Annotated in this window: 26 protein-coding genes; 12 read left to right on the forward strand and 14 right to left on the reverse strand. The window is 66.9% G+C overall.

Annotated features, from left to right (window positions below; all coding sequences use genetic code 11):
* Position 1: 1 nt before the first annotated feature.
* Positions 2 to 3,202, forward strand: a complete 3,201-nt coding sequence (gene dnaB / locus ACLBYD_RS01790) for a replicative DNA helicase (RefSeq protein WP_447815172.1) — start codon at positions 2 to 4, stop codon at positions 3,200 to 3,202.
* A 75-nt stretch (positions 3,203 to 3,277) separates the two neighbouring features.
* Here the strand turns inward: dnaB and ACLBYD_RS01795 are convergent, their stop codons facing one another.
* Positions 3,278 to 3,778 (reverse strand): ArsI/CadI family heavy metal resistance metalloenzyme, encoded by a 501-nt coding sequence (locus ACLBYD_RS01795; protein ID WP_447815173.1) that lies wholly within the window; start codon positions 3,776 to 3,778, stop codon positions 3,278 to 3,280.
* 93 nt (positions 3,779 to 3,871) lie between these two features.
* On the opposite strand from ACLBYD_RS01795, the gene ACLBYD_RS01800 reads away from it, so the two are divergent.
* Together ACLBYD_RS01800 and ACLBYD_RS01805 are read left to right on the forward strand one after the other, a co-directional pair.
* Positions 3,872 to 4,231 (forward strand): Rv2640c family ArsR-like transcriptional regulator, encoded by a 360-nt coding sequence (locus tag ACLBYD_RS01800; RefSeq protein ID WP_006550795.1) that lies wholly within the window; start codon positions 3,872 to 3,874, stop codon positions 4,229 to 4,231.
* A gap of 48 nt (positions 4,232 to 4,279) precedes the next feature.
* Positions 4,280 to 4,885 carry a phosphoribosylanthranilate isomerase gene (locus ACLBYD_RS01805; protein WP_064256095.1) on the forward strand — a complete coding sequence of 202 codons (606 nt, stop codon included), beginning with the start codon at positions 4,280 to 4,282 and terminating at the stop codon, positions 4,883 to 4,885.
* Between the two features lie 23 nt (positions 4,886 to 4,908).
* Here ACLBYD_RS01805 and ACLBYD_RS01810 read toward each other — a convergent pair whose 3' ends face one another.
* The 4 genes from ACLBYD_RS01810 to ACLBYD_RS01825 all read right to left on the reverse strand — a co-directional run bounded on the left by ACLBYD_RS01810 (position 4,909) and on the right by ACLBYD_RS01825 (position 7,904).
* Positions 4,909 to 5,859 carry a DUF808 domain-containing protein gene (locus tag ACLBYD_RS01810; RefSeq protein WP_447815357.1) on the reverse strand — a complete coding sequence of 317 codons (951 nt, stop codon included), beginning with the start codon at positions 5,857 to 5,859 and terminating at the stop codon, positions 4,909 to 4,911.
* A gap of 205 nt (positions 5,860 to 6,064) precedes the next feature.
* Positions 6,065 to 6,472, reverse strand: a complete 408-nt coding sequence (locus ACLBYD_RS01815) for an arsenate reductase ArsC (RefSeq protein WP_447815174.1) — start codon at positions 6,470 to 6,472, stop codon at positions 6,065 to 6,067.
* On the reverse strand, positions 6,469 to 7,548 hold the full coding sequence (arsB, locus tag ACLBYD_RS01820) for an ACR3 family arsenite efflux transporter (protein WP_024102459.1): 1,080 nt from the start codon (positions 7,546 to 7,548) through the stop codon (positions 6,469 to 6,471). Before arsB ends, ACLBYD_RS01815 begins: the two co-directional genes overlap by 4 nt.
* The gene (locus ACLBYD_RS01825) at positions 7,545 to 7,904 is read right to left on the reverse strand and encodes an ArsR/SmtB family transcription factor (RefSeq protein WP_447815175.1); all 360 of its coding nucleotides are present in this window, start codon (positions 7,902 to 7,904) and stop codon (positions 7,545 to 7,547) included. Before ACLBYD_RS01825 ends, arsB begins: the two co-directional genes overlap by 4 nt.
* An 81-nt stretch (positions 7,905 to 7,985) precedes the next feature.
* Between ACLBYD_RS01825 and ACLBYD_RS01830 the strand changes: the two genes are divergently transcribed.
* Together ACLBYD_RS01830 and ACLBYD_RS01835 are read left to right on the forward strand one after the other, a co-directional pair.
* Positions 7,986 to 8,744, forward strand: a complete 759-nt coding sequence (locus tag ACLBYD_RS01830; protein WP_006550790.1) for an IclR family transcriptional regulator — start codon at positions 7,986 to 7,988, stop codon at positions 8,742 to 8,744.
* Positions 8,745 to 8,847: 103 nt separating this feature from the next.
* Positions 8,848 to 10,044, forward strand: a complete 1,197-nt coding sequence (locus tag ACLBYD_RS01835) for a 4-hydroxybenzoate 3-monooxygenase (RefSeq protein ID WP_447815176.1) — start codon at positions 8,848 to 8,850, stop codon at positions 10,042 to 10,044.
* Positions 10,045 to 10,047: 3 nt separating this feature from the next.
* Here ACLBYD_RS01835 and ACLBYD_RS01840 read toward each other — a convergent pair whose 3' ends face one another.
* Both ACLBYD_RS01840 and ACLBYD_RS01845 read right to left on the reverse strand, forming a co-directional pair.
* Positions 10,048 to 11,265 carry an alpha/beta hydrolase family protein gene (locus tag ACLBYD_RS01840; RefSeq protein WP_447815177.1) on the reverse strand — a complete coding sequence of 406 codons (1,218 nt, stop codon included), beginning with the start codon at positions 11,263 to 11,265 and terminating at the stop codon, positions 10,048 to 10,050.
* An 82-nt stretch (positions 11,266 to 11,347) separates the two neighbouring features.
* Positions 11,348 to 11,536, reverse strand: coding sequence for a hypothetical protein (locus ACLBYD_RS01845; RefSeq protein ID WP_447815178.1), 189 nt, complete (start codon positions 11,534 to 11,536; stop codon positions 11,348 to 11,350).
* 90 nt (positions 11,537 to 11,626) lie between these two features.
* Between ACLBYD_RS01845 and ACLBYD_RS01850 the strand changes: the two genes are divergently transcribed.
* The 3 genes from ACLBYD_RS01850 to ACLBYD_RS01860 are packed head-to-tail and all read left to right on the forward strand — an operon-like array spanning position 11,627 to position 13,015.
* Positions 11,627 to 12,268, forward strand: a complete 642-nt coding sequence (locus tag ACLBYD_RS01850; protein WP_447815358.1) for a type IV toxin-antitoxin system AbiEi family antitoxin domain-containing protein — start codon at positions 11,627 to 11,629, stop codon at positions 12,266 to 12,268.
* A complete protein-coding gene (locus ACLBYD_RS01855) occupies positions 12,265 to 12,786 on the forward strand; it encodes a nucleotidyl transferase AbiEii/AbiGii toxin family protein (protein ID WP_447815179.1) in 522 nt (173 codons plus the stop codon). The genes ACLBYD_RS01850 and ACLBYD_RS01855 overlap by 4 nt, the downstream gene beginning before the upstream one ends.
* Entirely contained in the window at positions 12,728 to 13,015 is a 288-nt protein-coding gene (locus ACLBYD_RS01860; RefSeq protein WP_447815180.1) for a nucleotidyl transferase AbiEii/AbiGii toxin family protein, read from the forward strand. Before ACLBYD_RS01855 ends, ACLBYD_RS01860 begins: the two co-directional genes overlap by 59 nt.
* Before the next feature lie 93 nt (positions 13,016 to 13,108).
* Here the strand turns inward: ACLBYD_RS01860 and ACLBYD_RS01865 are convergent, their stop codons facing one another.
* A complete protein-coding gene (locus ACLBYD_RS01865) occupies positions 13,109 to 14,098 on the reverse strand; it encodes a bile acid:sodium symporter family protein (protein WP_447815181.1) in 990 nt (329 codons plus the stop codon).
* Between the two features lie 84 nt (positions 14,099 to 14,182).
* On the opposite strand from ACLBYD_RS01865, the gene ACLBYD_RS01870 reads away from it, so the two are divergent.
* Together ACLBYD_RS01870 and ACLBYD_RS01875 are read left to right on the forward strand one after the other, a co-directional pair.
* Positions 14,183 to 15,040 (forward strand): LysR family transcriptional regulator, encoded by an 858-nt coding sequence (locus ACLBYD_RS01870; protein ID WP_447815182.1) that lies wholly within the window; start codon positions 14,183 to 14,185, stop codon positions 15,038 to 15,040.
* Positions 15,041 to 15,110: 70 nt separating this feature from the next.
* On the forward strand, positions 15,111 to 15,605 hold the full coding sequence (locus tag ACLBYD_RS01875; protein ID WP_088899641.1) for a hemerythrin domain-containing protein: 495 nt from the start codon (positions 15,111 to 15,113) through the stop codon (positions 15,603 to 15,605).
* Here the strand turns inward: ACLBYD_RS01875 and ACLBYD_RS01880 are convergent.
* Positions 15,598 to 16,281 carry a phosphodiesterase gene (locus tag ACLBYD_RS01880; RefSeq protein ID WP_447815183.1) on the reverse strand — a complete coding sequence of 228 codons (684 nt, stop codon included), beginning with the start codon at positions 16,279 to 16,281 and terminating at the stop codon, positions 15,598 to 15,600. The genes ACLBYD_RS01875 and ACLBYD_RS01880 overlap by 8 nt on opposite strands.
* Before the next feature lie 87 nt (positions 16,282 to 16,368).
* Between ACLBYD_RS01880 and ACLBYD_RS01885 the strand changes: the two genes are divergently transcribed.
* Positions 16,369 to 17,643, forward strand: a complete 1,275-nt coding sequence (locus ACLBYD_RS01885) for a glutaminase (RefSeq protein ID WP_447815184.1) — start codon at positions 16,369 to 16,371, stop codon at positions 17,641 to 17,643.
* Positions 17,644 to 17,850: 207 nt separating this feature from the next.
* Positions 17,851 to 18,723, forward strand: coding sequence for an alpha/beta fold hydrolase (locus tag ACLBYD_RS01890; protein WP_447815185.1), 873 nt, complete (start codon positions 17,851 to 17,853; stop codon positions 18,721 to 18,723).
* A 302-nt stretch (positions 18,724 to 19,025) separates the two neighbouring features.
* On the opposite strand, the gene ACLBYD_RS01895 is transcribed toward ACLBYD_RS01890, so the two are convergent.
* From ACLBYD_RS01895 to ACLBYD_RS01915, 5 genes are all read right to left on the reverse strand, one after another.
* Positions 19,026 to 19,499, reverse strand: coding sequence for a hypothetical protein (locus tag ACLBYD_RS01895; protein ID WP_120280864.1), 474 nt, complete (start codon positions 19,497 to 19,499; stop codon positions 19,026 to 19,028).
* Positions 19,500 to 19,603: 104 nt separating this feature from the next.
* Positions 19,604 to 20,278, reverse strand: coding sequence for an ABC transporter permease (locus tag ACLBYD_RS01900; protein ID WP_059384378.1), 675 nt, complete (start codon positions 20,276 to 20,278; stop codon positions 19,604 to 19,606).
* A complete protein-coding gene (locus tag ACLBYD_RS01905; RefSeq protein ID WP_447815187.1) occupies positions 20,275 to 20,919 on the reverse strand; it encodes an ABC transporter permease in 645 nt (214 codons plus the stop codon). The genes ACLBYD_RS01900 and ACLBYD_RS01905 overlap by 4 nt, the downstream gene beginning before the upstream one ends.
* Positions 20,916 to 22,025, reverse strand: coding sequence for an ABC transporter ATP-binding protein (locus ACLBYD_RS01910; protein ID WP_447815188.1), 1,110 nt, complete (start codon positions 22,023 to 22,025; stop codon positions 20,916 to 20,918). The genes ACLBYD_RS01905 and ACLBYD_RS01910 overlap by 4 nt, the downstream gene beginning before the upstream one ends.
* A gap of 16 nt (positions 22,026 to 22,041) precedes the next feature.
* Positions 22,042 to 22,953 (reverse strand): glycine betaine ABC transporter substrate-binding protein, encoded by a 912-nt coding sequence (locus ACLBYD_RS01915; protein ID WP_447815189.1) that lies wholly within the window; start codon positions 22,951 to 22,953, stop codon positions 22,042 to 22,044.
* Between the last annotated feature and the right edge of the window lie 69 nt (positions 22,954 to 23,022).

Genomic DNA, 23,022 nt, shown 5'->3' on the forward strand with positions numbered 1-23,022 from the left:
AGTGGCCGTCGTTGACGATCGTGGAAATCCCGAATATTCGGGACCTCCCGAGGAACCGAGTGGAGACTTCGGTCGACAGCCCCCTCAGGATCTCGTGGCCGAGCAGTCCGTGCTCGGCGGCATGCTGCTGAGCAAGGACGCCATCGCCGACGTCCTCGAAGTGCTGAGGCCCGGCGACTTCTACCGTCCGGCCCACCAGGCCGTGTACGACGCGATCCTCGATCTCTACAGCCGTGGCGAACCCGCCGACCCGGTCACCGTGTCGGCCGAGCTCGACCGGCGCGGCGAACTCAAGCGTCTCGGCGGAGCCGCCTATCTCGTCACGCTCACCCAGACCGTCCCCACCGCGGCCAATGCCGGCTACTACGCCGAGATCGTCGCCGAGAAGGCCGTCCTGCGTCGTCTCGTCGAGGCGGGCACGCGCATCGTCCAGTACGGCTACGCCGGCGCCGACGGCCAGGACGTCGCCGAGATCGTCGACCGCGCGCAGGCGGAGGTCTTCGAGGTCGCCGAACGACGCACCACCGAAGACTTCGTGCCGCTCGAAGAACTCCTGCAGCCCACGATGGACGAGATCGACTCCATCGCCAGCCGCGGCGGTATCTCCCTCGGCGTGCCCACCGGCTTCGCCGAACTCGACGAGCTCACCAACGGGCTGCATGCCGGCCAGATGATCATCGTCGCCGCGCGTCCCGGTGTGGGTAAGGCCCTCGCGCTCGACACTCCCCTGCCCACCCCCACCGGCTGGACCACGATGGGCGAGGTCGGTGTGGGCGACGAACTCCTCGGCGCCGACGGCCGCCCCGTCCGCGTCCTCGCCGCCACCGAGGTCATGCACGGCCGTCCGTGCTTCGACGTCGTGTTCTCCGACGGCACCGTGATCGTCGCCGACGAGCAGCACCAGTGGCGCACCGGCGACGGCGCGATCCGCACCACGGGCGAACTCGCCGCCACCGCCGACGCCGGGCACACCGTCGCGAACACCGAGGCACTGTCGTTCCCGGCAACCGAGCTGCCCGTCTCCCCCTTCACGCTCGGTGCGTGGCTCGGCGGCCCGTCGTCCGATCCCGAACTGCACATGCGTATCGACGGCGAAGGTGGTTTCACGAGCGCCCTCGTCGCGCTCGGCGCCCACATCCCCGCTGAATACCAGCGGGCATCCGAACCGCAGCGTCGCGAACTCCTCGCGGGTCTGCTCGACGCCGGTGGAGAGATCGACGACGACGGCACCATCCGGTTCGTCGGCTCGTCCGAGCGTCTGGCGCAGGGCGTCGCCGAACTCCTGTCGGGCCTCGGTTACGCGCCGGTGCTCGACGGCACCGATATCTCCTTCACCACCGACGACGACGTCTTCGTCCTGCCCAGCAAGGCCGTGCGGCACAAGGAATGCCGCGCCACCGTGCCGCGCGAGCGCCGCATCGTCGCCGTCCGCCCGGTTCCCTCGGTCCCGGTGCGGTGCGTCGAGGTCGACGGCGACCACATGTACCTCGCGGGTCGCGCGATGGTGCCCACACACAACTCCACGCTGAGCATGGACTTCATGCGGTCGTGCTCCATCAAGCACGGCATGGCGTCGGTCATCTTCTCGCTCGAGATGGGCAAGACCGAGATCGTCATGCGTCTGCTGTCCGCGGAGGCGAAGATCAAGCTCGGCGACATGCGATCCGGACGCATGACCGACGACGACTGGACGCGTCTCGCCCGCCGCATGAGCGAGATCAGCGAAGCGCCGTTGTTCATCGACGACTCACCGAACCTCACGATGATGGAGATCCGCGCAAAAGCGCGGCGGCTCAAGCAGAAACACGACATCCGTCTCATCGTCATCGACTACCTGCAGCTCATGTCGTCCGGCAAGAAGGTCGAGTCGCGTCAGCAGGAGGTCTCCGAATTCTCGCGTAGCCTCAAGCTTCTCGCGAAGGAACTCGAGGTTCCGGTCGTCGCGGTGTGTCAGCTCAACCGTGGTCCCGAGCAGCGCACCGACAAGCGGCCGCAGGTCTCCGACCTCCGAGAGTCGGGGTGTCTGCCGGCGTCCACACGCATCATGCGCGCCGACACCGGCGCCGAAGTCACGCTCGGCGAGCTGCTCGAGTCGGGCGAACAGCCCCTCGTGTGGTCGCTCGACGAACGCATGCGGATGGTCGTCCGGCCGATGGTGAAGGTCTTCCCCAGCGGCCGTAAGGAAGTCTTCCGGTTGGAGCTGGCCTCGGGGCGTCGTGTCGAAGCCACCGCGAACCATCCCTTCCTCACCATCGACGGCTGGATGCCGTTGGGCGAGTTGGTCGCCGGTGAGCGTGTCGCAGTGCCGCGTGCGGTGCCCGCACCCCTCGACGTGATACCCGCATCCGACGACGAGGTGGCCGCTCTCGCGGACACCGCCGTGGCCGGCCGACTGATCCCCACCCGCGCGTTCTCGCTCCCCAAGGAGCAGGTCGCCGAGCTCGTCTGCCACATCTGGGAAGACAGCGGTGAGGTCGCATGGGACGCAGGCGCTGCCCGCGCCGTCGTCCGCTACCGGTCGGCGGATCGTCGTCTCGCCGACGATCTTGCCCGTCTGCTCCTGCGCATCGGCGTGTTCGCACGGATCACCGATGCCGGCGACGGCTGGGACCTCACGGTCACCGGAGCGGAGAACCAGGCGGTCTTCCTCCACGACGTGGGCAAGCACGGAACCGCGGCGCAGTGGGTGCTCGCGCAGCTCGGACCGAAGCTCGTCAAGCACAGCCCCGACACCGTCACCCCCGAGATCGAAGCCGAGCTCGGCGAATTGCTCGCCGTCGAACAGCTCGCTCCGATCGGACCGGTCGCGTCCGCCACCCCGCGCACCACCGAGGGTGCACGCTCGCGGCTCGCCCGGGTCGCCGATGTCCTCGACACGGCCGACATCGACATGGTCGCCACCAACAACGTGTTCTGGGACGAGATCGTCTCCGTCACGAGTCTCGGCGAGCAGGACGTCTACGACGGAACGGTGCCCGGCACACACAATTTCGTCGCCGACGGCATCGCGGTGCACAACAGCCTCGAGCAGGACGCCGACATGGTCATCCTGCTGCACCGCCCCGACGCCTTCGAGCGCGACGACCCGCGTGGTGGCGAGGCCGACCTCATCGTCGGCAAGCACCGTAACGGCCCGACCGCGACCATCACCGTTGCCCACCAGCTGCACCTGTCGCGGTTCGTGGACATGGCGCGAGGCTGATACGAGTCGTCGCCCCGCCCGGCGGCGAGGCGACAGATCTCGTCCCGGTTCCGTGATATTCGTAGCGAAAGGCGGTCAGCAGCAGGAGGTTACGCCGGTTTTCGGCGTGGAGTTGTCGTCCTGCTGCTCGTCCGGGGCACCGGTCGTGCAGCATGTTCCGCCGCTGGCTTCCTGCGTGCCGTCGAGATGCTGCGGGCTCGACCCGAAAGTGGCCGAATCCGCCAGGACGGTGTACACCTCCCACTTCTCCCCTGCCGGACCCGTCACCCACGCCTTGTCTTGCGTGGCGTAGCAACAGGTCGTGCCCATCTCCTCGTCGGCGAACAGGCCCGCCTCGGTCAATCGGGCGATCTCGGTGTGCACCTTCTCGGACGAGTCGACCTCGACCCCGAGATGGTTGATCGTGCCGCCCTTGCCCGGGTTCTCGAACAGCACCAGCTTCAACGGCGGATCGGCGATCGCGAAGTTGGCGTAGCCCGGTTCGAGCTTGGCCGGTTCGGTGCCGAACAGTGCCGAGTAGAAGGCGACCGCTTCGGGCAGGTCGTCGACGTCGAGGGCGAACTGGATGCGTGACATGACTGCCTCCACCTGTGTGACATATATCGAATTACCGCCCACAGGATGCTCCTGTATTTCGACATATGTCAAGAAGGTGGTTAGGCTCGAATCATGCCGAAAGCGCTGCCCGTGATCGATGTCCGCGCCCCGATCTGCTGCGCGCCGGTATCGGCTGCGCCGATGCGCGACGACGCCGCCCTCGAGGTCGCGTTGCGGTTGAAGGCCCTGGCCGATCCGGTGCGCATCAAACTCGTGTCGATCCTGCTCACCGCCGACGAAGGTGCGGTGTGCACGTGCGATCTCGCCGCCGGTGTGGATCTGGCGGAATCCACGGTGAGTCATCACCTCGGACAACTACGCAAGGCGGGCATGGTCGAATCCGAGCGACGCGGGATGAACGTCTATCACCGTGCCCGCGCCGAGTCCCTCGAGGCGCTCAGGGTCGTCCTGGATCCGAACTGCTGCCGCTGACGGTCGCACACATATCCTCGAGATGGAGAAGCGGCGAGGAAGGTAGTGATGACGTTCATCAAGATGTGCGGACTGCAGGACGAGGCGACCGTCGATCTCGCCGTCGAACTGGGCGTCGACGCGGTCGGTTTCGTCCTCGTGAAGAGCCCTCGTCGCATCTCCCCGGATCGGGCCGCGACGCTCCGCACCCGCGTGCCGGCGGGAACACTCGCCGTCGGCGTCTATGTGAATGCGTCCCTCGACGAGATCGTCACGACGGCCCGAGCCGCGAATCTCGATCACGTCCAGGTGCACGACCTGCGGTCGGCCGACGACGTGCGCGTGCTGCACGACGCGGGATTCACGGTGATCCGCGCGATCAACACCGGAGGAGCCGAGGCGCTGTCCGAGGACTTCGGCGCCGACCTGTTGCTCGTCGACGGTGCCGTCGCCGGTGCCGGGAAGACGTGGGACTGGCAGGACCGCAGTGCCCTGCCGTCCGGCCGGTGGGTCCTCGCGGGCGGGCTGAACCCCGACAATGTCGAGAGGGCGCTTGCCACGTCCGGGGCGTGGGGTGTCGACGTCTCCAGCGGCATCGAGGCCGAACGCGGCATCAAGGATCCCGGTCTCATGCGGGCGTTCGCGCAGGCGGTCCGGAGAAACGCCCCCGAGTGACCCGTCCGGGGGATCCGGCGGCGTCAGTGCGCGGCGTCGGCCTTCTTTCGCCGCGGGATCAGGTGCATGATCAGCACGACGATCGCACCCACGATCAGGCCCACCAGAGCGGATGCCACGGTCCCCGCGGTCCACGACAACACGCCGCCGAATCCGCCGTGCACGAGGTCGCCGAACCAGTGCTCGAGATCGTGCAGACGATCGGCAGGCCAATGGAATCCGGCCTCGCCGACGTTGACGAGCAGGATGTGCCCACCGACCCACAGCATGGCGGCGATCCCGACCACGGTGAGAACGGTCATCAGCTTCGGCATCGCCGTCACGAGACCGCGACCGACGCGCTGAGCGAAAGTGGACTTCCGTTTCGCGAGCGCCAGGCCGACGTCGTCCATCTTCACGATCAGGGCGACCACGCCGTACACCAGGACGGTGATGAGGACGGCGACGACGATGAGGACGAGCAGGCGAGTCAGGAAGGGTTCGTCCTCGACCGATGCCAGCGAGATCACCATGATCTCGGCGGACAGGATCAGGTCGGTGCGGATCGCGCCGCCGATCATGGCCTTCTCGAACTCGGGACCCTTCTCCGCTGCGGTGGCCTCTTCTTCGTGGTGGCCGCCGGTGAGCGCTTCGTAGACCTTCTCGGCGCCCTCGTAGCAGAGGAACAGACCACCGGCGATGAGCAGATACGGCAGGGCCTGCGGGAGGAACTGACTCAGGATCATCGCGACCGGCAGGATGATCAGGAGCTTGTTGCGGATCGACCCGATCGCGATCTTGCGGATGATCGGCAGTTCGCGATCGGGGGTGAACCCGTGCACGTAGCGGGGGGTGACGGCCGTGTCGTCGACGACCACTCCCGCTGCCTTGACGCTCGCCCTGCCGGCTGCGGCGCCGATGTCGTCTATGGATGCCGCGGCTGCCTTCGCAAGTACCGCGACGTCGTCCAGAAGGGCGACGAGACCACCAGCCACGGGAACCTCCCACAGTTCGGCTGCACCGAGCCGATCGACCGACACGCGATTACGAGTCGTCTCAGAACGCTACCGGACCTGCGATGACGTGCAACGCGGTGTCCGGAGCATGTCGGGGACGACGTGCGTCCACACCGAGTGCCCTACATGGGCGCCCAGCGTGACAGACCTGTGGGTACCCGGTGGATGCGGTTACCGAACTCGATCATGCCGGCGATGTCAGTTCGGCGATCAACGCCTCGACCTTCGCCCGGATCTCGTCACGGATCGGACGCACGGCGTCGAGCCCTCGTCCGGCCGGGTCGTCGAGCACCCAGTCCCGGTAGGACGTACCGGGGAATACCGGGCAGGTGTCGCCGCACCCCATCGTGATCACGACGTCGGAGGTCTGCACGGCGTCGGCGGTGAGGATCTTCGGGTTCTCGCCGGAGATGTCGATTCCGACCTCGGCCATCGCCGCGACCGCAGCAGGGTTCACCTCCTCGGCGGGTGCGGACCCGGCGGAACGGACTGTGATGCGATCCCCTGCGAGGCGACTCAGGAACCCGGCGGCCATCTGGGACCGGCCGGCATTGTGCACGCACACGAACAACACGGACGGAACGGCGGTCACGACGCACCTCCGGCACGGGCGACGAAACGTGTGCGCAGGGCCAGAGCGACGTACACGAGTGCGACGAGGACGGGCACTTCGATGAGGGGTCCGACGACTCCCGCCAGTGCCTGCCCGGACGCGACCCCGAACGTGCCGATCGCGACTGCGATGGCGAGTTCGAAGTTGTTGCCCGCGGCGGTGAAGGCGAGTGTGGTGGTGCGTTCGTAGCCGAGTCCTACTGCAGCGCCGAAGAGATACCCGCTCCCCCACATGATCGCGAAGTACGCCAGCAGGGGCAGCGCGATGCGTACGACGTCGAGTGGTCGCGAGGTGATCTGTTCACCCTGCAGCGCGAACAGGACCACGATGGTGAACAGCAGTCCGTACAGCGCCCACGGTCCGATGCGCGGCAGGAAGGTCTGCTCGTACCAGCTGCGGCCCTTCGCCTTCTCGCCGAATCGACGAGTGAGGAAACCGGCGACGAGCGGGATCCCGAGGAAGATCAGCACGGATTTTGCGATCTCCCACGGGGAGACGTCGAGACCGGTCTGCTCGAGGCCGAGCCATCCGGGCAGCACCGACAGGTAGAACCAGCCGAGAGCGGCGAACATGATCACCTGGAAGACCGAGTTGATCGCGACCAGCACGGCTGCGGCTTCCCGGTCGCCGCACGCGAGGTCGTTCCAGATGATCACCATCGCGATGCAGCGCGCGAGGCCGACGATGATCAGACCGGTGCGGTATTCGGGCAGATCCGGCAACATCAGCCACGCGAGCGCGAACATCAGTGCGGGACCGACGATCCAGTTGAGGATCAGCGACGAGATCAACAGGGTGCGGTCGCCGGTGACCGTGTCGAGACGGTCGTAGCGCACCTTCGCCAGCACCGGGTACATCATGATCAGCAAGCCGAGGGCGATCGGCAGCGAGATCCCGTCGATCTCGATGAAACCCAGGGCTTCTCCGAGTCCGGGAATCATGCGGCCGAGCAGCAGGCCGACGACGATGGCGGTGCCGATCCACACGGGAAGGAAGCGGTCGAGTGTCGACATCCTGCCCATCACGGGAGTGTCCACCGCAGTTCGCTCACTCATGCGGGTACCTCGGTCGGCTCGATCCCGAGTACATCGGAGAGTTGCCGTAGCGCGACCGGAACCACCCAGTAGTACACCCAGGTGCCACGACGCTCGCACTCGAGCAGGCCTGCCTCGCGCAGAACTCTGAGGTGGTGCGAGATCGTCGGTTGGGACAGATCGAACGATCCCGAGATGTCGCATACGCACGCCTCACCGCCGGCATGGCTCGCGACGAGCGACAGCAACCGCAGACGCACCGGATCGCCGAGGGCCTTGAACATCCGGGCGAGGTCGACGGCGCGATCGCCCGTCAGGGGTTGGCGCACGAGCGGAGAGCAGCAGGCGTCGTCACCCGCGAGATCTTGATTCGACACACGTCTATATTGACAGATGTCGAATCTACGGACGGATCCGGATGGTGAAGCTGCCCGGATCGGACACGGAACAATGGCGGCATGGCCAACTCGCCGTCCGGTGACTCGATGCTCGACCGCGTCGTCCGCATCCTCGAGTCGTTCGACGACACCCAACCCCGCCTGACGGTCGGGAGTCTCGCCCGCAGGTCCGGCATCCCGCAGGCCACGACCTACCGGCTCGTCGGCGAGCTGGTGCAACACGGTCTGCTCACCCGGGACGACGACGGCCGGGTACGGCTCGGTCTGCGCCTGTGGGAACTCGTCGCGCGCAGTGCACCCGCGCGCGATCTGCGGGAGGCGGCGCTGCCCTTCCTGCAGGACGTGCAGTCGGTGGTGCACCAGCACACCCAGCTCGCGGTCCTGCAGGACGACGAGGTCCTCGTCCTCGAACGGCTGTCGGCGTCCGATTCGGTGGTCAACCAGGCCTCGGTCGCGCGTCGGCTCCCCGTCCACGACACGTCGCTGGGCATGTCGATGCTCGCGTTCTCACCTGCGGAGGTGCAGGAAACCTATCGGCGACGACATCCCGAGGTGGAGAAGCGTTTCGCTGCGACGACGAGAGATTTCCGTCGCGCGCTCGCGGAGGTCCGCCGGCGGGGTTATGCGCGCTTCGACGGTGTGCTCGACGAGGGCACCACGGGCATCGCGGTGCCCGTCCTCGCGCGGTCGGGTCATGCCCTGGCGGCGCTCGGCGTGGTGGTGCCCACCGGTGCGTCCCGGCAACAGGCCGTCGTGCCCGTCCTCATGGCCGCTGCCCGCGGCATCGCGCGCGGAGTCGGCGAGCGTCCCCCGGACTGACCAGGTCGTTTTCTCATTGAACGAGAAGTCGACGTGTGCGGTGGGAGAGGCGCACGACACTCGACGGGACGCGAATCGGATACGCGCAGCGAAGGACGAACACATGAACGCAACCCGCACGGTCGTCACCACCGAAGTCGGCATCGTCGGCGGCGGCCCGGCAGGTCTCATGCTCTCCCACCTCCTCGCGAAGGCGGGGATCGACAACATCGTCGTCGAGAAGCGTGATCACGAGACCATCCGGACCACCCACCGTGCGGGGATCCTCGAGCACGGCTCGGTGTCGCTGCTCACCGAGAGTGGAGTCGACACCCGTGTCCTGAACGAAGGGCACCGCCACGACGGCATCGATCTGCGCTTCGGAGGCGAGAGCCACCGCATCGATTTCCGGGACCTCGTGGGTGAGTCGGTGTGGTTGTATCCGCAGAACGAGGTCTTCGTCGACCTGGCCGCCTCGCGCGAACGCGACGGTGGCGATGTGCGCTACAGCGTCTGCGACACAGAGGTTCTCGACATCACCACCGACACACCGAAGATCCGGTTCACCGAATCCGACGGCACGCCGGTCGAGATCCGGTGCCGCATCCTCGTCGGAGCCGACGGATCACAGAGCATCTGCCGCAAGGCGATTCCCGGCGACGTCCGCACCGACCACTTCATCGAGTACCCCTTCGCATGGTTCGGGATCCTTACCGAGGCTCCACCGAGTGCACCCGAATTGATCTATGCGCGTTCTGATCACGGATTCGCCCTCATCAGTCAACGCAACGAGTCGGTGCAGCGGATGTACTTCCAGTGCGATCCGTCCGAGGACGCGTCGACGTGGAGCGAGGACCGGATCTGGGACGAGCTTCAGAGGCGTGTCGACGGCCCCGACGGTTTCGAACTGAAGCGCGGCCCCATCTTCGAACAGATGGTCCTGCCGTTCCGCTCGTACGTGTGCGAACCGATGCGGCACGGAAACCTCTTCCTGGCAGGCGATGCCGGCCACACCGTTCCGCCGACCGGTGCCAAGGGACTCAACCTCGCCCTGGCCGACGTCCGGGTGCTCTTCCGCGCGCTCGACTCGTTCTTCTCTACCGGCTCGTCCGACCTGCTCGACGCCTACAGCGACACGGCGCTGCAGCGCGTGTGGAAGGCGCAGAACTTCTCGTACTGGATGACCTCGATGCTCCACACCCGTGAGGACGCAACGTCGTTCGAGAACAAGCGGGCACTGGGCGAACTCGCCGCGGTCGTCGGCTCCCGGTACGGACAGCAGTATCTCGCGGAGGCGTACACGGGCTGGCCCGACCGCTGATCGTCAGGGCGTGCGGGCCAGGAGTTCGTCGAGCCGATCGAGAACCCGCCTGTTGAGGAGGGTGCGGTTGCCCATCTCGCAATGCCCACCCGCACCCTCGGCGTCGGTGAACGGGATGAGGGTCACCTTGTCGCCCAATCGGTCTCCGAGCGTTCCCGCACCGCGCGCGAGGGCATCGCTCTCGGCGGCGGTCACCACGACCGGGCACGAGATACGCTCCCCGACCTCGTCGAGCGTGTACGCGTTCATCTCCGCGAACAGTTCCCGGATGTCCGAGACTCCGTTGACCCAGAATCCGCGGGCGACGATCTTCCAGCGCAGCGACGGATCCGACTGCACCGCAGCCATGATCGTGTCGGCGTCCTGTGCGCTCATCGAGAGAGGATCGTCGAGGACCTCGGGGGAGAGGCCGAATGCTGCCCCGAGGGCCCGGGTGCCGGCCGCGACGCTCCACTGACCGGGATCGGCGACCACCGCGGCCAGACGATGCTCACCGGATGCTGCGCGCGGCGCGAGATACCCACCGAGACTCCATCCGCTCAGGACGATGCGTTCGGGGTCGACGATGGGGGAGGCCGTCGCATGATCGATCACCGCGCGCACGACCACTTCCCAGTCCGGACGCATCGGCATCTTCTGCTTGTAGAGCATCTCGCCTTGGCCCGGTCCGTCGAACAGGAGACAGTGGTAGCCGCGTCGCAGCGCTGCCACGGCCGATGCGAAGTACATGTCGGTGATCGTGGCGTCGTATCCGTTGGTGAAGACGATGAGCGGCCGCACGCTGTTCTCGTGGCCGGGTGCGGGAATCAGGTAGCCCGGAAGCGTGGTGTCCTCGAACGGAATCCTGGCAGCCTTGACGGGTGTGTCCCCGATCGCCAGCCCGGCATCGAAGGCCGCCACCTGCTTGTCGAAGGCGGCGATCAGACGCGGGTCGACGGGAGATCCGTACAGCGGGTGGTAGGCGGTCGCGTAGTAGGCGCTCGCCCGCAGGAACAGCTCGCGTGCCGAGTCGTCGTGCCCGGCGGCCGCGCAGGTTTCCGCTTCGGCGACGAGACGGTCCCCGGCCTCGACCCACGCCCGGTAGAAGTCCCCGTCGTCACCGTCCCCTACCTGCCGGGCCACTGCGGCGATCTCGCCGAAGTCGGCGCCGCCGTAGGGGATGTAGGCCAGCGGCCAGGTTCCGAACTCGTCGTGCAGATGATCGTGGAACAGCAGACCCATGCCGGTGCTCCTTCGAGCCGAGGTTCGCGAATCGGGGTTCTCCCTGCACGGTGACGGCACGACGACGTCACCGCTACCGGAATCAGCGGATTTCACCCTCGATTTCGTCGAACAGGAGCCCGAGCACCGTGTGCACGGCCGGATTGGGATCGTTCCGCCGCCATGCGGCGCGGAGATCGACGTCGGGTGTCGGCTCGTCGACCGGGACGAAGGCGACGTGCGGGTCGTCGACGTTCGCGGCGACGGACGCCGACGTGAGGTGGCTCTGCAATCGCAGAGGACTAACCGTTGCTTGTTCAGTGTGCATTTCGTAGGTTTGTGGCCTACGAAATGCACACGGTAAGGTGTACGGGCTGTGAGCATGACACGGGGAACACCGCTGCCGGTGGAGCTGGCGCGATCCGCGATGCGAACCTTCCGGCCCCAGGACGTAGCTCACGTATACGCGCACCCCCGGCCGGAACTGGCACGTCTCACCGATAAAGGCCTTCTTCACAGAGCCGCCCCCGGCTACTACATCGTCGTTCCGCAAGATCAGGTGGGACGTCACTGGGTTCCCGGCCTCGAAGCTGCAGCAGCAGGGATCGCCTCGGCAATCTACGGCGCCGACCACATTGCACTGATGGGTGTCAGCGCAGCCCGATTGCTAGGGGCGATCCCACGTGCACTGGCCACCGCGGTCCTCGCGGTTCCTCGTGCTCATAGGCCCATCGAGCTGAGCGATCGCGACGCCACGGTGCGGTTTGTACAGCGTGACACCAGCGTGCTCGATGTAGAGCGGGTGGAGACATCGCTCGGAGCTGCACTCGTCACAAGTCCTGAACAGACACTGCTCGACCTCGCCCGCCGGCCACTTCTCGGTAACGCAGAGAACGAGATCCCGGTTGCGGTCGCAAACCTGTACCGTCGCAGCGACCCTGAACGACTCGAACAGCTGGCCAGACCTCAGCGTCTCGTCGCCGCATTGCGGCGCGCCGAGATATGGGCGGGAGTGCATCCGTGAACTTCGACGAACGTGACGCTGTTGCCGCCCGGTTCGGGGTCTCACCGGAACAGGTTGAGCGTGACCACCTCATATCTCACTTGCTCGCCGCGATTGCGGACCGATTCGCCGACCGTGTGCACTTCATCGGCGGCACCGCGCTCGCACGCACCCATCTCCCCCACGGTCGCCTCAGCGAAGACATCGACCTCGTTGCCTTGGGCAACCACACCACGCTGGCCACCGAGTTCGACGCTGTACTCGTACGTGCCGTCGCGCGCACCCATGGCCGGTTGATCTGGGGACCAACGCTTGCTGAGATCAAAGACACCGAGGCCGCGAATCTCCGCACCACCACCGGCCTGTCCATCAAGATCCAGTTGCTGTCGTCGCGAGATCGCACCGTGTGGCCTGCAGAAACCCGAGATCTGGAACAGCGCTACAGCGACGCGCCGCGGGCAACGTTGACGGTTGCCCACCTTGGCCGCGTTTGCAGCGGCCAAGACCGCGACATGGCACGATCGACGCGCGCCGCGTGACCTGTGGGATCTGTGTGCATTGGCCGAGATCGGAGCGATCGACGCCGAGGCTGCCGCCTTGTTTCGTAGGTACGGTCCAACGAACCGAGTGCCTGGAAATCACCTGTTCGAGCAGCCGCCCGACGAAGCGGACTGGAGATCTCAACTTGCCGGCCAAACTCGTCTGACTTCGACGGCGTCCGAAGCACTTGCTATTGCTCGTCGAGCATGGGCACGTGCCACCGTCTGATGCTCCTCACCTCCTATACCACCGGCCCCGGAGCGGTGGCAGGGCCGCTGTGGTTGCTCTGTCAGACGGTTACTCTGTCAGACGGTTACTCTGTCAGACGGTTACGAGGGTCTCCTGTGCCTTCTTCGCCAGGCGCCCGGCGAGGGCCGCGCACACCAGGAGCTGCATCTGGTGGAACAGCATGAGCGGCAGCACGATCAGGCCGATGGGCTGGCCGGGGAACAGCACGATCGCCATGGGCAGACCGGTGGCGAGGGACTTCGTGGAGCCGCAGAAGAGGATCGCGACACGGTCCTGGTATTCGAAACCGAGTCCGCGCGACGAGTACCAGTTGAGTGCGAGCACGATCGCGAGCAGCACCGCGCACACGCCGACGAGGGCGAGCAGGCGGCCGACCGAGATCATCGACCAGATGCCCTCGTTCATGCCGCGGCTGAACGCCACGTACACGACCAGCATGATCGATCCGCGGTCGACGAGCTTGAGCGGCTTGCCGTGGGCCTTCACCCAGCCGCCGATCCAGCGCCGCAGGAGCTGACCGGCGACGAACGGCACGAGCAGCATCAGCACGATGTCGAGCACGGCCGAACCGCTGAAGGTGACGCCCTGCGTGGACATCGTCAGCGCGACCAGCAGTGGAGTCGCGAAGATTCCGATGAGACTCGAGGCGCTGGCCGAGACGATCGAGCCGGGGATGTTGCCGCGCGCCACCGAGACGAGTGCGATGGCGGACTGCACCGTGGACGGCAGCAGGCACAGGTACAGGACGCCGAGATAGAGCGGGTCGCTCAGGATCGACGGCACGAGCACCTTGGCGGCCAGGCCGAGCAGCGGGAAGACGACGAAGGTCGTGGCGAGGATCGTCAGGTGCAGACGCCAGTGCTTGAGACCCTCGATGGCCTCCTGCGTGGACAAGCGCGCGCCGTACAGGAAGAACAGCAGCCCGATGGCGATCTTGGCGGCCCAGTTCACGCCGTCGAGTACGACCCCGTCGGCGGGCAGCAGAGCAGCGACGGCGACGGTGGCGAGGATGGCGAGCAGGAACGGGTCGAGTCGTCCGAGCACGGGGATCTTGGAGAGCACGAATCGACGGTACGGCAGCCGGAGGTCATTACAGAAGACGGTCACCACGTTTTCTGTAATCGCGATTCGTGATGGAATGGGGTGGTGTTCGATCCGGTGCACCTACGGAGCTTCCTCGCCGTCGAGCGGGAGCGCGGCTTCACCGCGGCCGCCCAGCGGCTCGGCCTGCGGCAGTCGACGGTCAGTCAGCACGTCGCGCGACTCGAGAAGGAGATCGGGCGCCGCCTGTTCGTACGCGACACGCACAACGTCGAGCTCACGGCGGACGGCGCCGACATGGTCGCCTTCGCCCGCGAGATCCTCGATCGCCACGATGCCGCCCGCAGGCACTTCTCGGAGTCGCCGCTCAGCGGCCGGCTGCGTTTCGGGGTCTCCGAGGACCTGGTGCTCTACGAGCTGCCGTCGATCCTCGCCGAGTTCCGGCGTAGTCATCCCCGCATCGATCTCGAACTCACGGTGGATCTGAGCGAGGATCTGCAGCGCCGTCTCGACGACAACGAGCTCGATCTGGTCTTCGGCAAGCGTCGACCGGGCAGCCGCCACGGTGAAATGATCTTCAGCGAGCGTCTCGTCTTCCTGTCCGCCCCCGATTACGTCCTCGATCCGGACGAGCCGACACCGCTGGTGTCCTATCCGTCGCCGGCCCTGACCCGCGACATCGCGCTCGAGGTCCTCCAGCGCAGTGGGCGCGGTGTCCGCGTTGCGTGCACGACCGACAGTCTCAACGGCCTGCGCGCCGCAGCGCTCGCGGGACTGGGCGTGGTGCTGCACGCCGAGCGGCTTCCACCGCCCGGTCTCGTCCCGGTGCGCGATCCCCAACGATTGCTTCCCGATGCGGGTGAGATCGAGTTCGTGCTCATGGCGCGTCGTTCCGTACTCAGCGGTCCGGAGGCGGCACTGCGGGCGGCTATCCTCGCGAATGCGGATCGTGTGCGCGTGTGACGGTGTCGCGGATGGGTATTCCTGTGCCACGCCCGCTGGGGGCGGCAGTGCTCACGCCGCAGGAGGAACCGTGTCCACAGACGCGATCGTGTTGCTGAAGGAAGACCACAAGGAGATCAAGAAACTCTTCCGCGACTTCCGGAAGGCCGAGGGGGAGAAGGAGAAGGGCAAGATCGTCGACAGGATCATCGAAGCCCTCACCGTGCACACCTATCTCGAGAATGAGTGCATGTACCCCGAGATACGTTCCCTGCTCCCCGATCTCGAGGACGACATCCTCGAGTCCTACGAGGAACACCACGTCGCCGATGTGCTCGTCGTCGAACTGGCCGGAATGAAGCCCGACGCAGAACGTTTCGATGCGAAGACGACGGTCCTGATCGAGAACGTCGAGCATCACATCGACGAGGAGGAGGACGAGTGGTTTCCCAAGGTGCGCGAGGCGCTCGGCCGTAAGCAGTTGCAGGACATCGGTGCCCGCATGCTCGAGATGAAGGAGGACGCCCCGCGGTCACCGGCGCAACCGTCAGCGCTGAAGAAGACGATCGACGCGGTGATCAGCTGACGGTGTGCTGCGGCCGGGCGAGGGAGGCGCCTCGTCCGGCCCGGCTCGCCCGGTAAGCGTCGCGCCGTGTCTCGACGAGCCAGCCCGGCCACGGATCGACGAATCCGGGGCAGTGGACGGTCGGATCGAAGGACGGCTGCTCCGAATCCTTTTCGGGCAGGCGACGACTCAGCGTCAGGCGTCCTGCCGCTTCCAGGGGGCCGCGGGCGGAGCCCACCAGGAGGGAGAATTCGAGCGGCGCCTCGAGTGCCTGCACGGAGGTCGTCGAGGACGGATGTCGTCCGCGCGGAACGGCGGTGATCCACCGCGGCGTGGGATCGCTGTCGGTCCGGTAGGCCATGAGCGTGCTGTACCTGGCGCTCGACCACGAGCGGGCCGGCAGCAACGCGACCCGGCCAGGTAGGTAGGCCGACGCGAGCAGGACGTCCCATGGACCGGTCTTCAGGGTGAAGCGCAACGCGAGGCCGAGCACGTCCGGCATCCCGTCCGGTGTGCCGAGGGCCCGCGACACCCGGGCGATCACCGGGACAGGGCGCGGGATCTGCCGCGGCCACCAGGACGAGTCGAGTTCGGCGACCCCTTCGAAGATCGCGCCGCGCGGGTGGAACACGCGTGCTCCGCGCAGCGCGGATCCCACCCGGAACGGCACGGACAGCGCCGACGACAGAGCAGTCATGGGGATGGCATACCCGCCGTTCGAGCGGTTCAATCGCGTTCGTCACTCCCCACCCCGGCAGCGTCCGATTCGGTCACGATGGAATGCATGCGTTCACCGTTGCCGGACTATCTGACCGAAGTCCTCCGAGGATGTGCCGACAGTTCGGGGGCACTCGCCGACTACATCCCCGAACTGACGAGGGCCGACCCGGACCGGTTCGCACTCACCCTCGTGACCGCCGAGGGCGCGATGTACTCCGTGGGCGACGACGACACCGAGTTCACGATCCAGTCGATCTCGAAGCCCTTCGTCTACGGTCTCGCACTGCAGCAAAGAGGCTTCGACGCTGTACTCGACGTGATCGACGTCGAACCCTCCGGGGAGGCGTTCAACGAGGTCTCGCTCGAACGCAACACGGGCCGTCCGCTGAACCCGATGATCAATGCCGGTGCGCTCGCCGCACACGCCCTGGTGCTCGACGACAGGCCGGTCGAGGACTCGGTGGAGGACATCCGCTCCCTGCTGTCATCCCTGGCCGGTCGCGACCTGGCGATCGACGAGAAGGTCGCGGCGTCGGAACTCGAGAACTCCTATCGCAATGTCGCCATCGCCAATCTCCTTCGGGGATACGAGGTTTTCGAGGACGACCCCGACGAGATCGTCGAGGGGTACATCCGGCAGTGCTCGGTGACGGTCACGACCAAGGACCTCGCGATGATGGCCGCGACACTCGCGGCCGGTGGCGTGCAACCCGTGACGTGCGAGGAGATCTTCTCGCGCGACGTGGTGCGTCAGGTGTTGTCGGTGATGGCGACCTGTGGGATGTACGACGCGGCGGGGGACTGGCTCTCCACCGTCGGTATCCCCGCCAAGAGCGGCGTGTCCGGAGGAATCATAGGAATCCTACCGGGACAGTTGGGTATTGCGGCGTACTCGCCGCGCCTCGACGAGCACGGCACCAGCGTTCAGGGAGTCGCGGCCTTCGGTCGTCTCTCCCGTGACATGAGCCTGCATCTGATGGACGCGCCGATGGTCGCACACTCGGTGTTACGCAGAAGACATGTCATCGGCGAGGGTGACGAGTCTCTCACTCTTCTGGAGTTGCAGGGCGACCTCCAGTTCACCAGTGCCGAGGGTCTCGTGACGGCCGTGGTCGACGATCCGGTGGAGACGAAACGCCTGGTCTTCGACCTTTCCCTCGTCCGTACGGTCCTGCCTGTGGGCCGAAGGATGTTGCTGGAGATGATCGGTCGGCTCCATCGGGACGGTGTGGAGGTCGTCGTGATCGACCCCGAAGGGCATCTGCCCGATCCCGACACCGGCTACGGCTTCCGCCCGCAGGTCCACGCCTCGTGGGAGGACCTGGAGGCGCAGGGGTGAAAGGGCATTCGGCACGAAAGTGACGTGAGGGACGGTTGTGAAATTTTCCGGAACCACGGGTGGCGTTCACGCCGAGCCCTGGGCTACGGTGTCGTGCGGTGTGCCTGAGGCCGGCGGCGAAAGACGCTCGTACCCCACGAAAGAAGATCCATCCATGCCGTTCCGTGAATCCCTCGTCGTCCCCGGAATCGTCCGGGTAGGAGGATGATGGCGTTGCTCACACGTTCGCCATATCGCTGCCCGGGAGACGGCAGCGTGATCCACCACGCGTGCGCAGGACTGCTGACCTACTGGGAGCGTCCCGTCGAGGAGCACGTCGCCCGCACCTCGCTGGGCGACACCTACGTGCTCACCACAGGTCCTGCCACCGCACCGCCGATCGTGGTGCTCGCAGGTGGCGACCTCCCGGCGGCGGGGCTGCGTCTGCTCGCCGAGCAGTTCGGTGAGCACCACCGGGTGGTGCTCGTGGACGTCCCGGGCCTTCCCGGTGCGAGCGCGGGCAGCCGGCCCGACAGCCGGATCCACGCCGTCTACGGCCACTGGCTGGTCGAGGTGCTCGATGCACTCGGCGTCGAGCGGGTTCCCGTGATCGGTCTCGGCTGGTCGGCATCGGTAGCCGCTGCGGTGGAGGATCCCGACCGGATCGAGAAGCTGGTGATCGCCGCGCCGCTCGGACTCGTCCCGCGCGTGCGCTGGAACCGCGCTCTCATCCCCGGCCTGCAGTGGCGCAACGAGCCCAACCTCGAGAACACCGAGCGGTACCTCCGGGCACTCGCCGGAGGCGACTACCGACCCGACGAACAGACCCTGAGATGGTCCTGTCGCGTCGGCGCGTACTGCACGTCGCTGACGAACATGCCCCGCATCGATCGGGCCGTGCTGCGCCGCTGGCGCGGGCGTCCGGTCGAGGTCGTCGTGGGAAGCAAGGACCCCCTCGTACAGGTCGACGCGCTGAACAAGCTGGCCGACGACATGGGCGCGCATTTCGTGGCGCTTCCCGAGGCGGGTCATCTCCTCGCGGTCGAGACGCCGGCAGCCCTGGCGTCGATGGCCGCTGCTGCATCGGTAACGGAGAACTGAGACACGGAGACCGTGTTACGAACGGGTCACGAGGAACCGGTCGAAAGTGGCGATGCCGGGCTGCCCCCGACGGGCGTAGTTATCAGTCCGGCATCGCCACTTCCGGTCACCCTCCCATGTAGAACCCGAGCGTTCGGATACCCACACCAGGGCGGCGATAATCCCCGAATTATTACGTTTTGGTCACGGGGACACCTACGACCGTACCACCTGAATGCCGTGTCGTTGCAGATGTGTGTATCGGCGCGTCACACATCCGCGATTACGGGGACGCGATCACATCACGCCACGGCTCTGTCGGATCACGCCACAGCGGGGCTCCAGTCGACCACGACCGACCGTGCTCCGATGTATTCCAGCAGGTCGCGGACCGGTCCGCCGAAGCGGAGCTGACGGGCGACCTCCAGTTCGTCGAGGTCGTCGTCCTCCGTGCCGACGAGGATCCCGTTGATCACGCTGCGGGCCGCGGACACGACGAGCGTCTCTTCCTCGGCCACCCGGACCGGTACATCGTTCTCGCCCGCCACCGCGCCGACCGCCACGGCCACGTAGTCCCTGTCCTCGTCCGCGTCGTGATACGCGACCAGACGGCCGTGCAGCACGGACTCGGGCAGGATGCGGTCGAGCGTTACGCCCGAGGGAACGCTCTCGTCCTCGGGACGGATGCTCGGACCGGATGCGGCCGGTGTGGCCGGGGATGCCGTGGGCTGCGCGGCGGCGTACAGGGGTACACGCCGAGACGTCCAGCCGAAGTAGGTTTCGCGTTGCGCATACATCGCACCTGCGCCTCCTCGATAGGACTTCGTCTCTACCTCCAGTGTGCTCCGGGCCACCGACACGTTTTGCAGCCCGAAGGAGGCGTTCCGAGGGGTCGTACGAGCTAGTCGCGTGAGGCCCGGACGCCGGGTGAGACGAGCAGTCGGCCGAGGACCGCGAAGAGCGCGAGGATCACCAGCGAGCAGATCCCGGCGAGGGCGGCACCGCCCACGACCAGGGCGTAGTCGCTGCGCGCGAGACCGTCCACGATGGGCCTTCCCACCCCGCCGAAGCTCACTGCCGCGGCGATCGTGGCGGTCGCGACGATCTGCACGGCGGCGGTGCGCAGGCCCACGAGGATCAGCGGCAGAGCCACCGGGAGCTGGGCTCGCAGCAGGATCTGGGACGAGGTCATCCCCATCCCGCGGGCGGCGTCGGTCAGCGCCGGGTCGACCCCGCGGATCCCTTCGTAGGAGTTCAACAGGATGGGTGGGATCGCGAGTGCTACCAGCGGCACCATCACCGGAACGAGCCCGATCCCGTACAGCACGACCAGCAACACGAGCAGGCCGTAGGTGGGGAGAGCGCGTGCGGCGTTCGCCGTGAGCGACACGAGCACACCGCCGCGGCCCGTGTGCCCGGTCCACAGGCCGAGCGGCAACGCGAGGAGCACGGAGATCACGAACGCGAGCAGGGTATAGCCGAAGTGCTGGGCCAGTCGCGTCGGGATCCCGGACGCGCCCGACCAGTTCGCGGAGTCGCCGAAGTATTCGGCCAGATAGTTCAGCAGCGTCGTCATCGGCGCACCTTCGAGGTGCGGCGCATCCACGGCGTGGCGAGACGCTGGACGAGCACGAGCACCGCGTCGACGACCAGTGCCATCACGACGGTCGCCATGATGCCGATGATCGCCAGATCGAGTCGGTCGAGCTGCACCGAGGCGGTGAACAACGCGCCGAAGGCACCCATGCCGATCAGCGCTCCGACGCTCACCATGCTGATGTTCGCGACCGTCGCGACCCGCAGCCCCGCGATGACCGCCGGGATCGCCAGCGGCAGGTCGACGGTGAGCAACCGGCGCGGCGTCGAGAATCCCATCGCCACCGCCGACTGGCGGACACTGTCGGGCACAGCACGCAATCCGTCGACGACGTTCGGGACGAGGCCCGCCAGCGCGTAGACGGCCAGCGGAAGGATCACGGTGGTCCGGCTGATCCCGGTGAACGCGATGAGCAGGACGAAGAAGGCAAGCGACGGAATCGAATACAGGACACTGCAGACCGCGAGCACCGGGGCGTACACCCGCGGCCACCGCACGCACGCGAAGCCCAGCGGCAGAGCGAGGACGAGGCCGAGCAGCGACGCGCCGAGGGCCATGACGAGATGATCGCCGAGCAGTTCCCAGAACGTCCCGAGATAACCGGGAATCCGCAGGCTCACCGCAACTTCCGCATCTCGAGCGGAGACGGGGTGCCGGTCTCCCTGTGGTTGCGCGCCGCGCGGACCGCCGCGGTCACCTCTTCGCCACTGATCACCCCGAGCGCACGTCCGTCGTCGTCCACCGCCACGGCATGGCCCGACGGTGAGAGCACGGCAGCGTCGAGCACGACGCGCAGCGGATCCCGCCCGGGAACGAACGACTTTCCGGCCGGCAGGAATTCCGCATCGGCACTGCCGTCGCGCCACCCCGTCGGGCGTCCGTCGTCGTCGATGACGAGAAGCCAGCCGTCGCCGGCGGCGAGTTCGGCGGCATCGCGGGTGACGATCGGATCGGTGCGCAGCGGCAGGTCGGCGGACGAGAAGAACGACATGAGTCGCACACCGCGGTCGACGCCGAGGAATCCGGCGACGAAATCGTCGGCGGGGGAGGTGAGAAGCTCCTCCGGGGTCGCGTACTGGGCGAGCACCCCGCCCGGCCGCAGGACGGCCACGCGGTCGCCGAGCTTGATCGCCTCGTCGATGTCGTGGGTGACGAGCACGATCGTCTTGGCCAGCACCGATTGCAGGCGCAGGAGTTCGTCCTGCAGATCCTTGCGGACCACGGGATCGACGGCGGAGAACGGCTCGTCCATCAACAGGATCGGAGGATCGGCCGCCAGCGCGCGGGCCACACCGACACGCTGCTGCTGCCCGCCGGACAGCTGAGCCGGATAGCGTTGCGCCAGTTCTTTTCCGAGGCCGACCCGGGTGAGCACGTCCATCGCGGTCGCGCGGGCCTCCTTACGGCTCGCGCCGAGCAACCGGGGAACGGTGGCGACGTTGTCGACCACCGTGCGATGGGGGAACAGTCCGGCGTGCTGGATGACGTATCCGATGCCACGGCGCAGGATCCGGGGATCCTCGTCCCGGACGTCACGGCCCCCGACGAGCACACGCCCGCCCGAGGGCTCGACCATCCGGTTGATCATGCGCAACGAGGTGGTCTTCCCACACCCCGACGGCCCGACGAACACCGTCAGGGTGCCCGTCGGGACTTCCAGCGAGAGTCCGTCGACGGCGACGGTCCTGTCGGGATAACGCTTCTCGACGTTGTCGAATGTGATCACGCGGCACCGACTTCCGTCAGTTCAGATCGTTCTGCTGCAGCCACTCCTCGGCGACGACGTCGATGTCGCGGCCGTCGGTGACCACCTGTCCGACCAGGACGACGAGGGTGTCGGTGGTGAGCTTGTCGGACACGGTGTCGATCTTCGCGACGCGGTCGTCGTCGAGATCGGCGCGATGTACCAGCGGGGTGACGTTCTGGGCTCCGAAGACCGATTCCGGGTCCTCCAGCGCCACAAACGGTTCGGTGCTCAGCGACGGATCGGTGGTGAAGATGTTCGCGGCCTGCACGGTGCCGTCCGAGAGCGCGCGGATGGTGATGGGGCCACCGGTGTCGGTGGGGACGAATTCGCGGAACTCGACCCCGTACACCTCGCGCAGACCCACGACACCTTGCTGACGCGTCTCGAACTCGGGCGGTCCGCCGAGGACGAGTTCGCCGGCGACCGGCGCGAGATCGGCGATGCTCACCAGGTTGTAGCGCTGCGCGGTCTCCTCGGTGACGACGAGGGCGTCCTTGTTCTCGCCGGGGGCGGAGGCCAGGATCTCGAGCCCGTCCGGAAGGGCTTCGGACAGGGCCGCATTGACATCCTCCGTTGTCGAGGCGGTGCTGTCGGGGTCGACCCGCGCGAGCAGTGCGCCGTTGTACTCCGGGACGAGCGTGATGGCACCCGAGGCGACCTGGTCGTAGTAGATCTCGCGGCTGCCGATGTTGAACTGGCGGGTGACCTCGGCCCCCGTGCTCTCGAGCGCCTGCGAGTAGATCTCCGCGAGCAGGACGTTCTCCGGGAAGTTCGCCGAACCGACGACGATCGCGCCTCCGTCCGCTGTGTCTCCGGCGAGGGGATCCTCGTCTCCGCCGCCGGAACAGGCGGCCAGGGCGAATGCGGACACGGCGAGAAGCGCGGTGGTGCGTGCGAAGCGTTTCACGGGTTGCTCCCTCGGATGCGGCACGGTCGGTTTTCGACTCTATCCCGGCGGATACCCACTGTGCCGGAT

The organism is Rhodococcus sp. C26F (genome assembly GCF_053345925.1).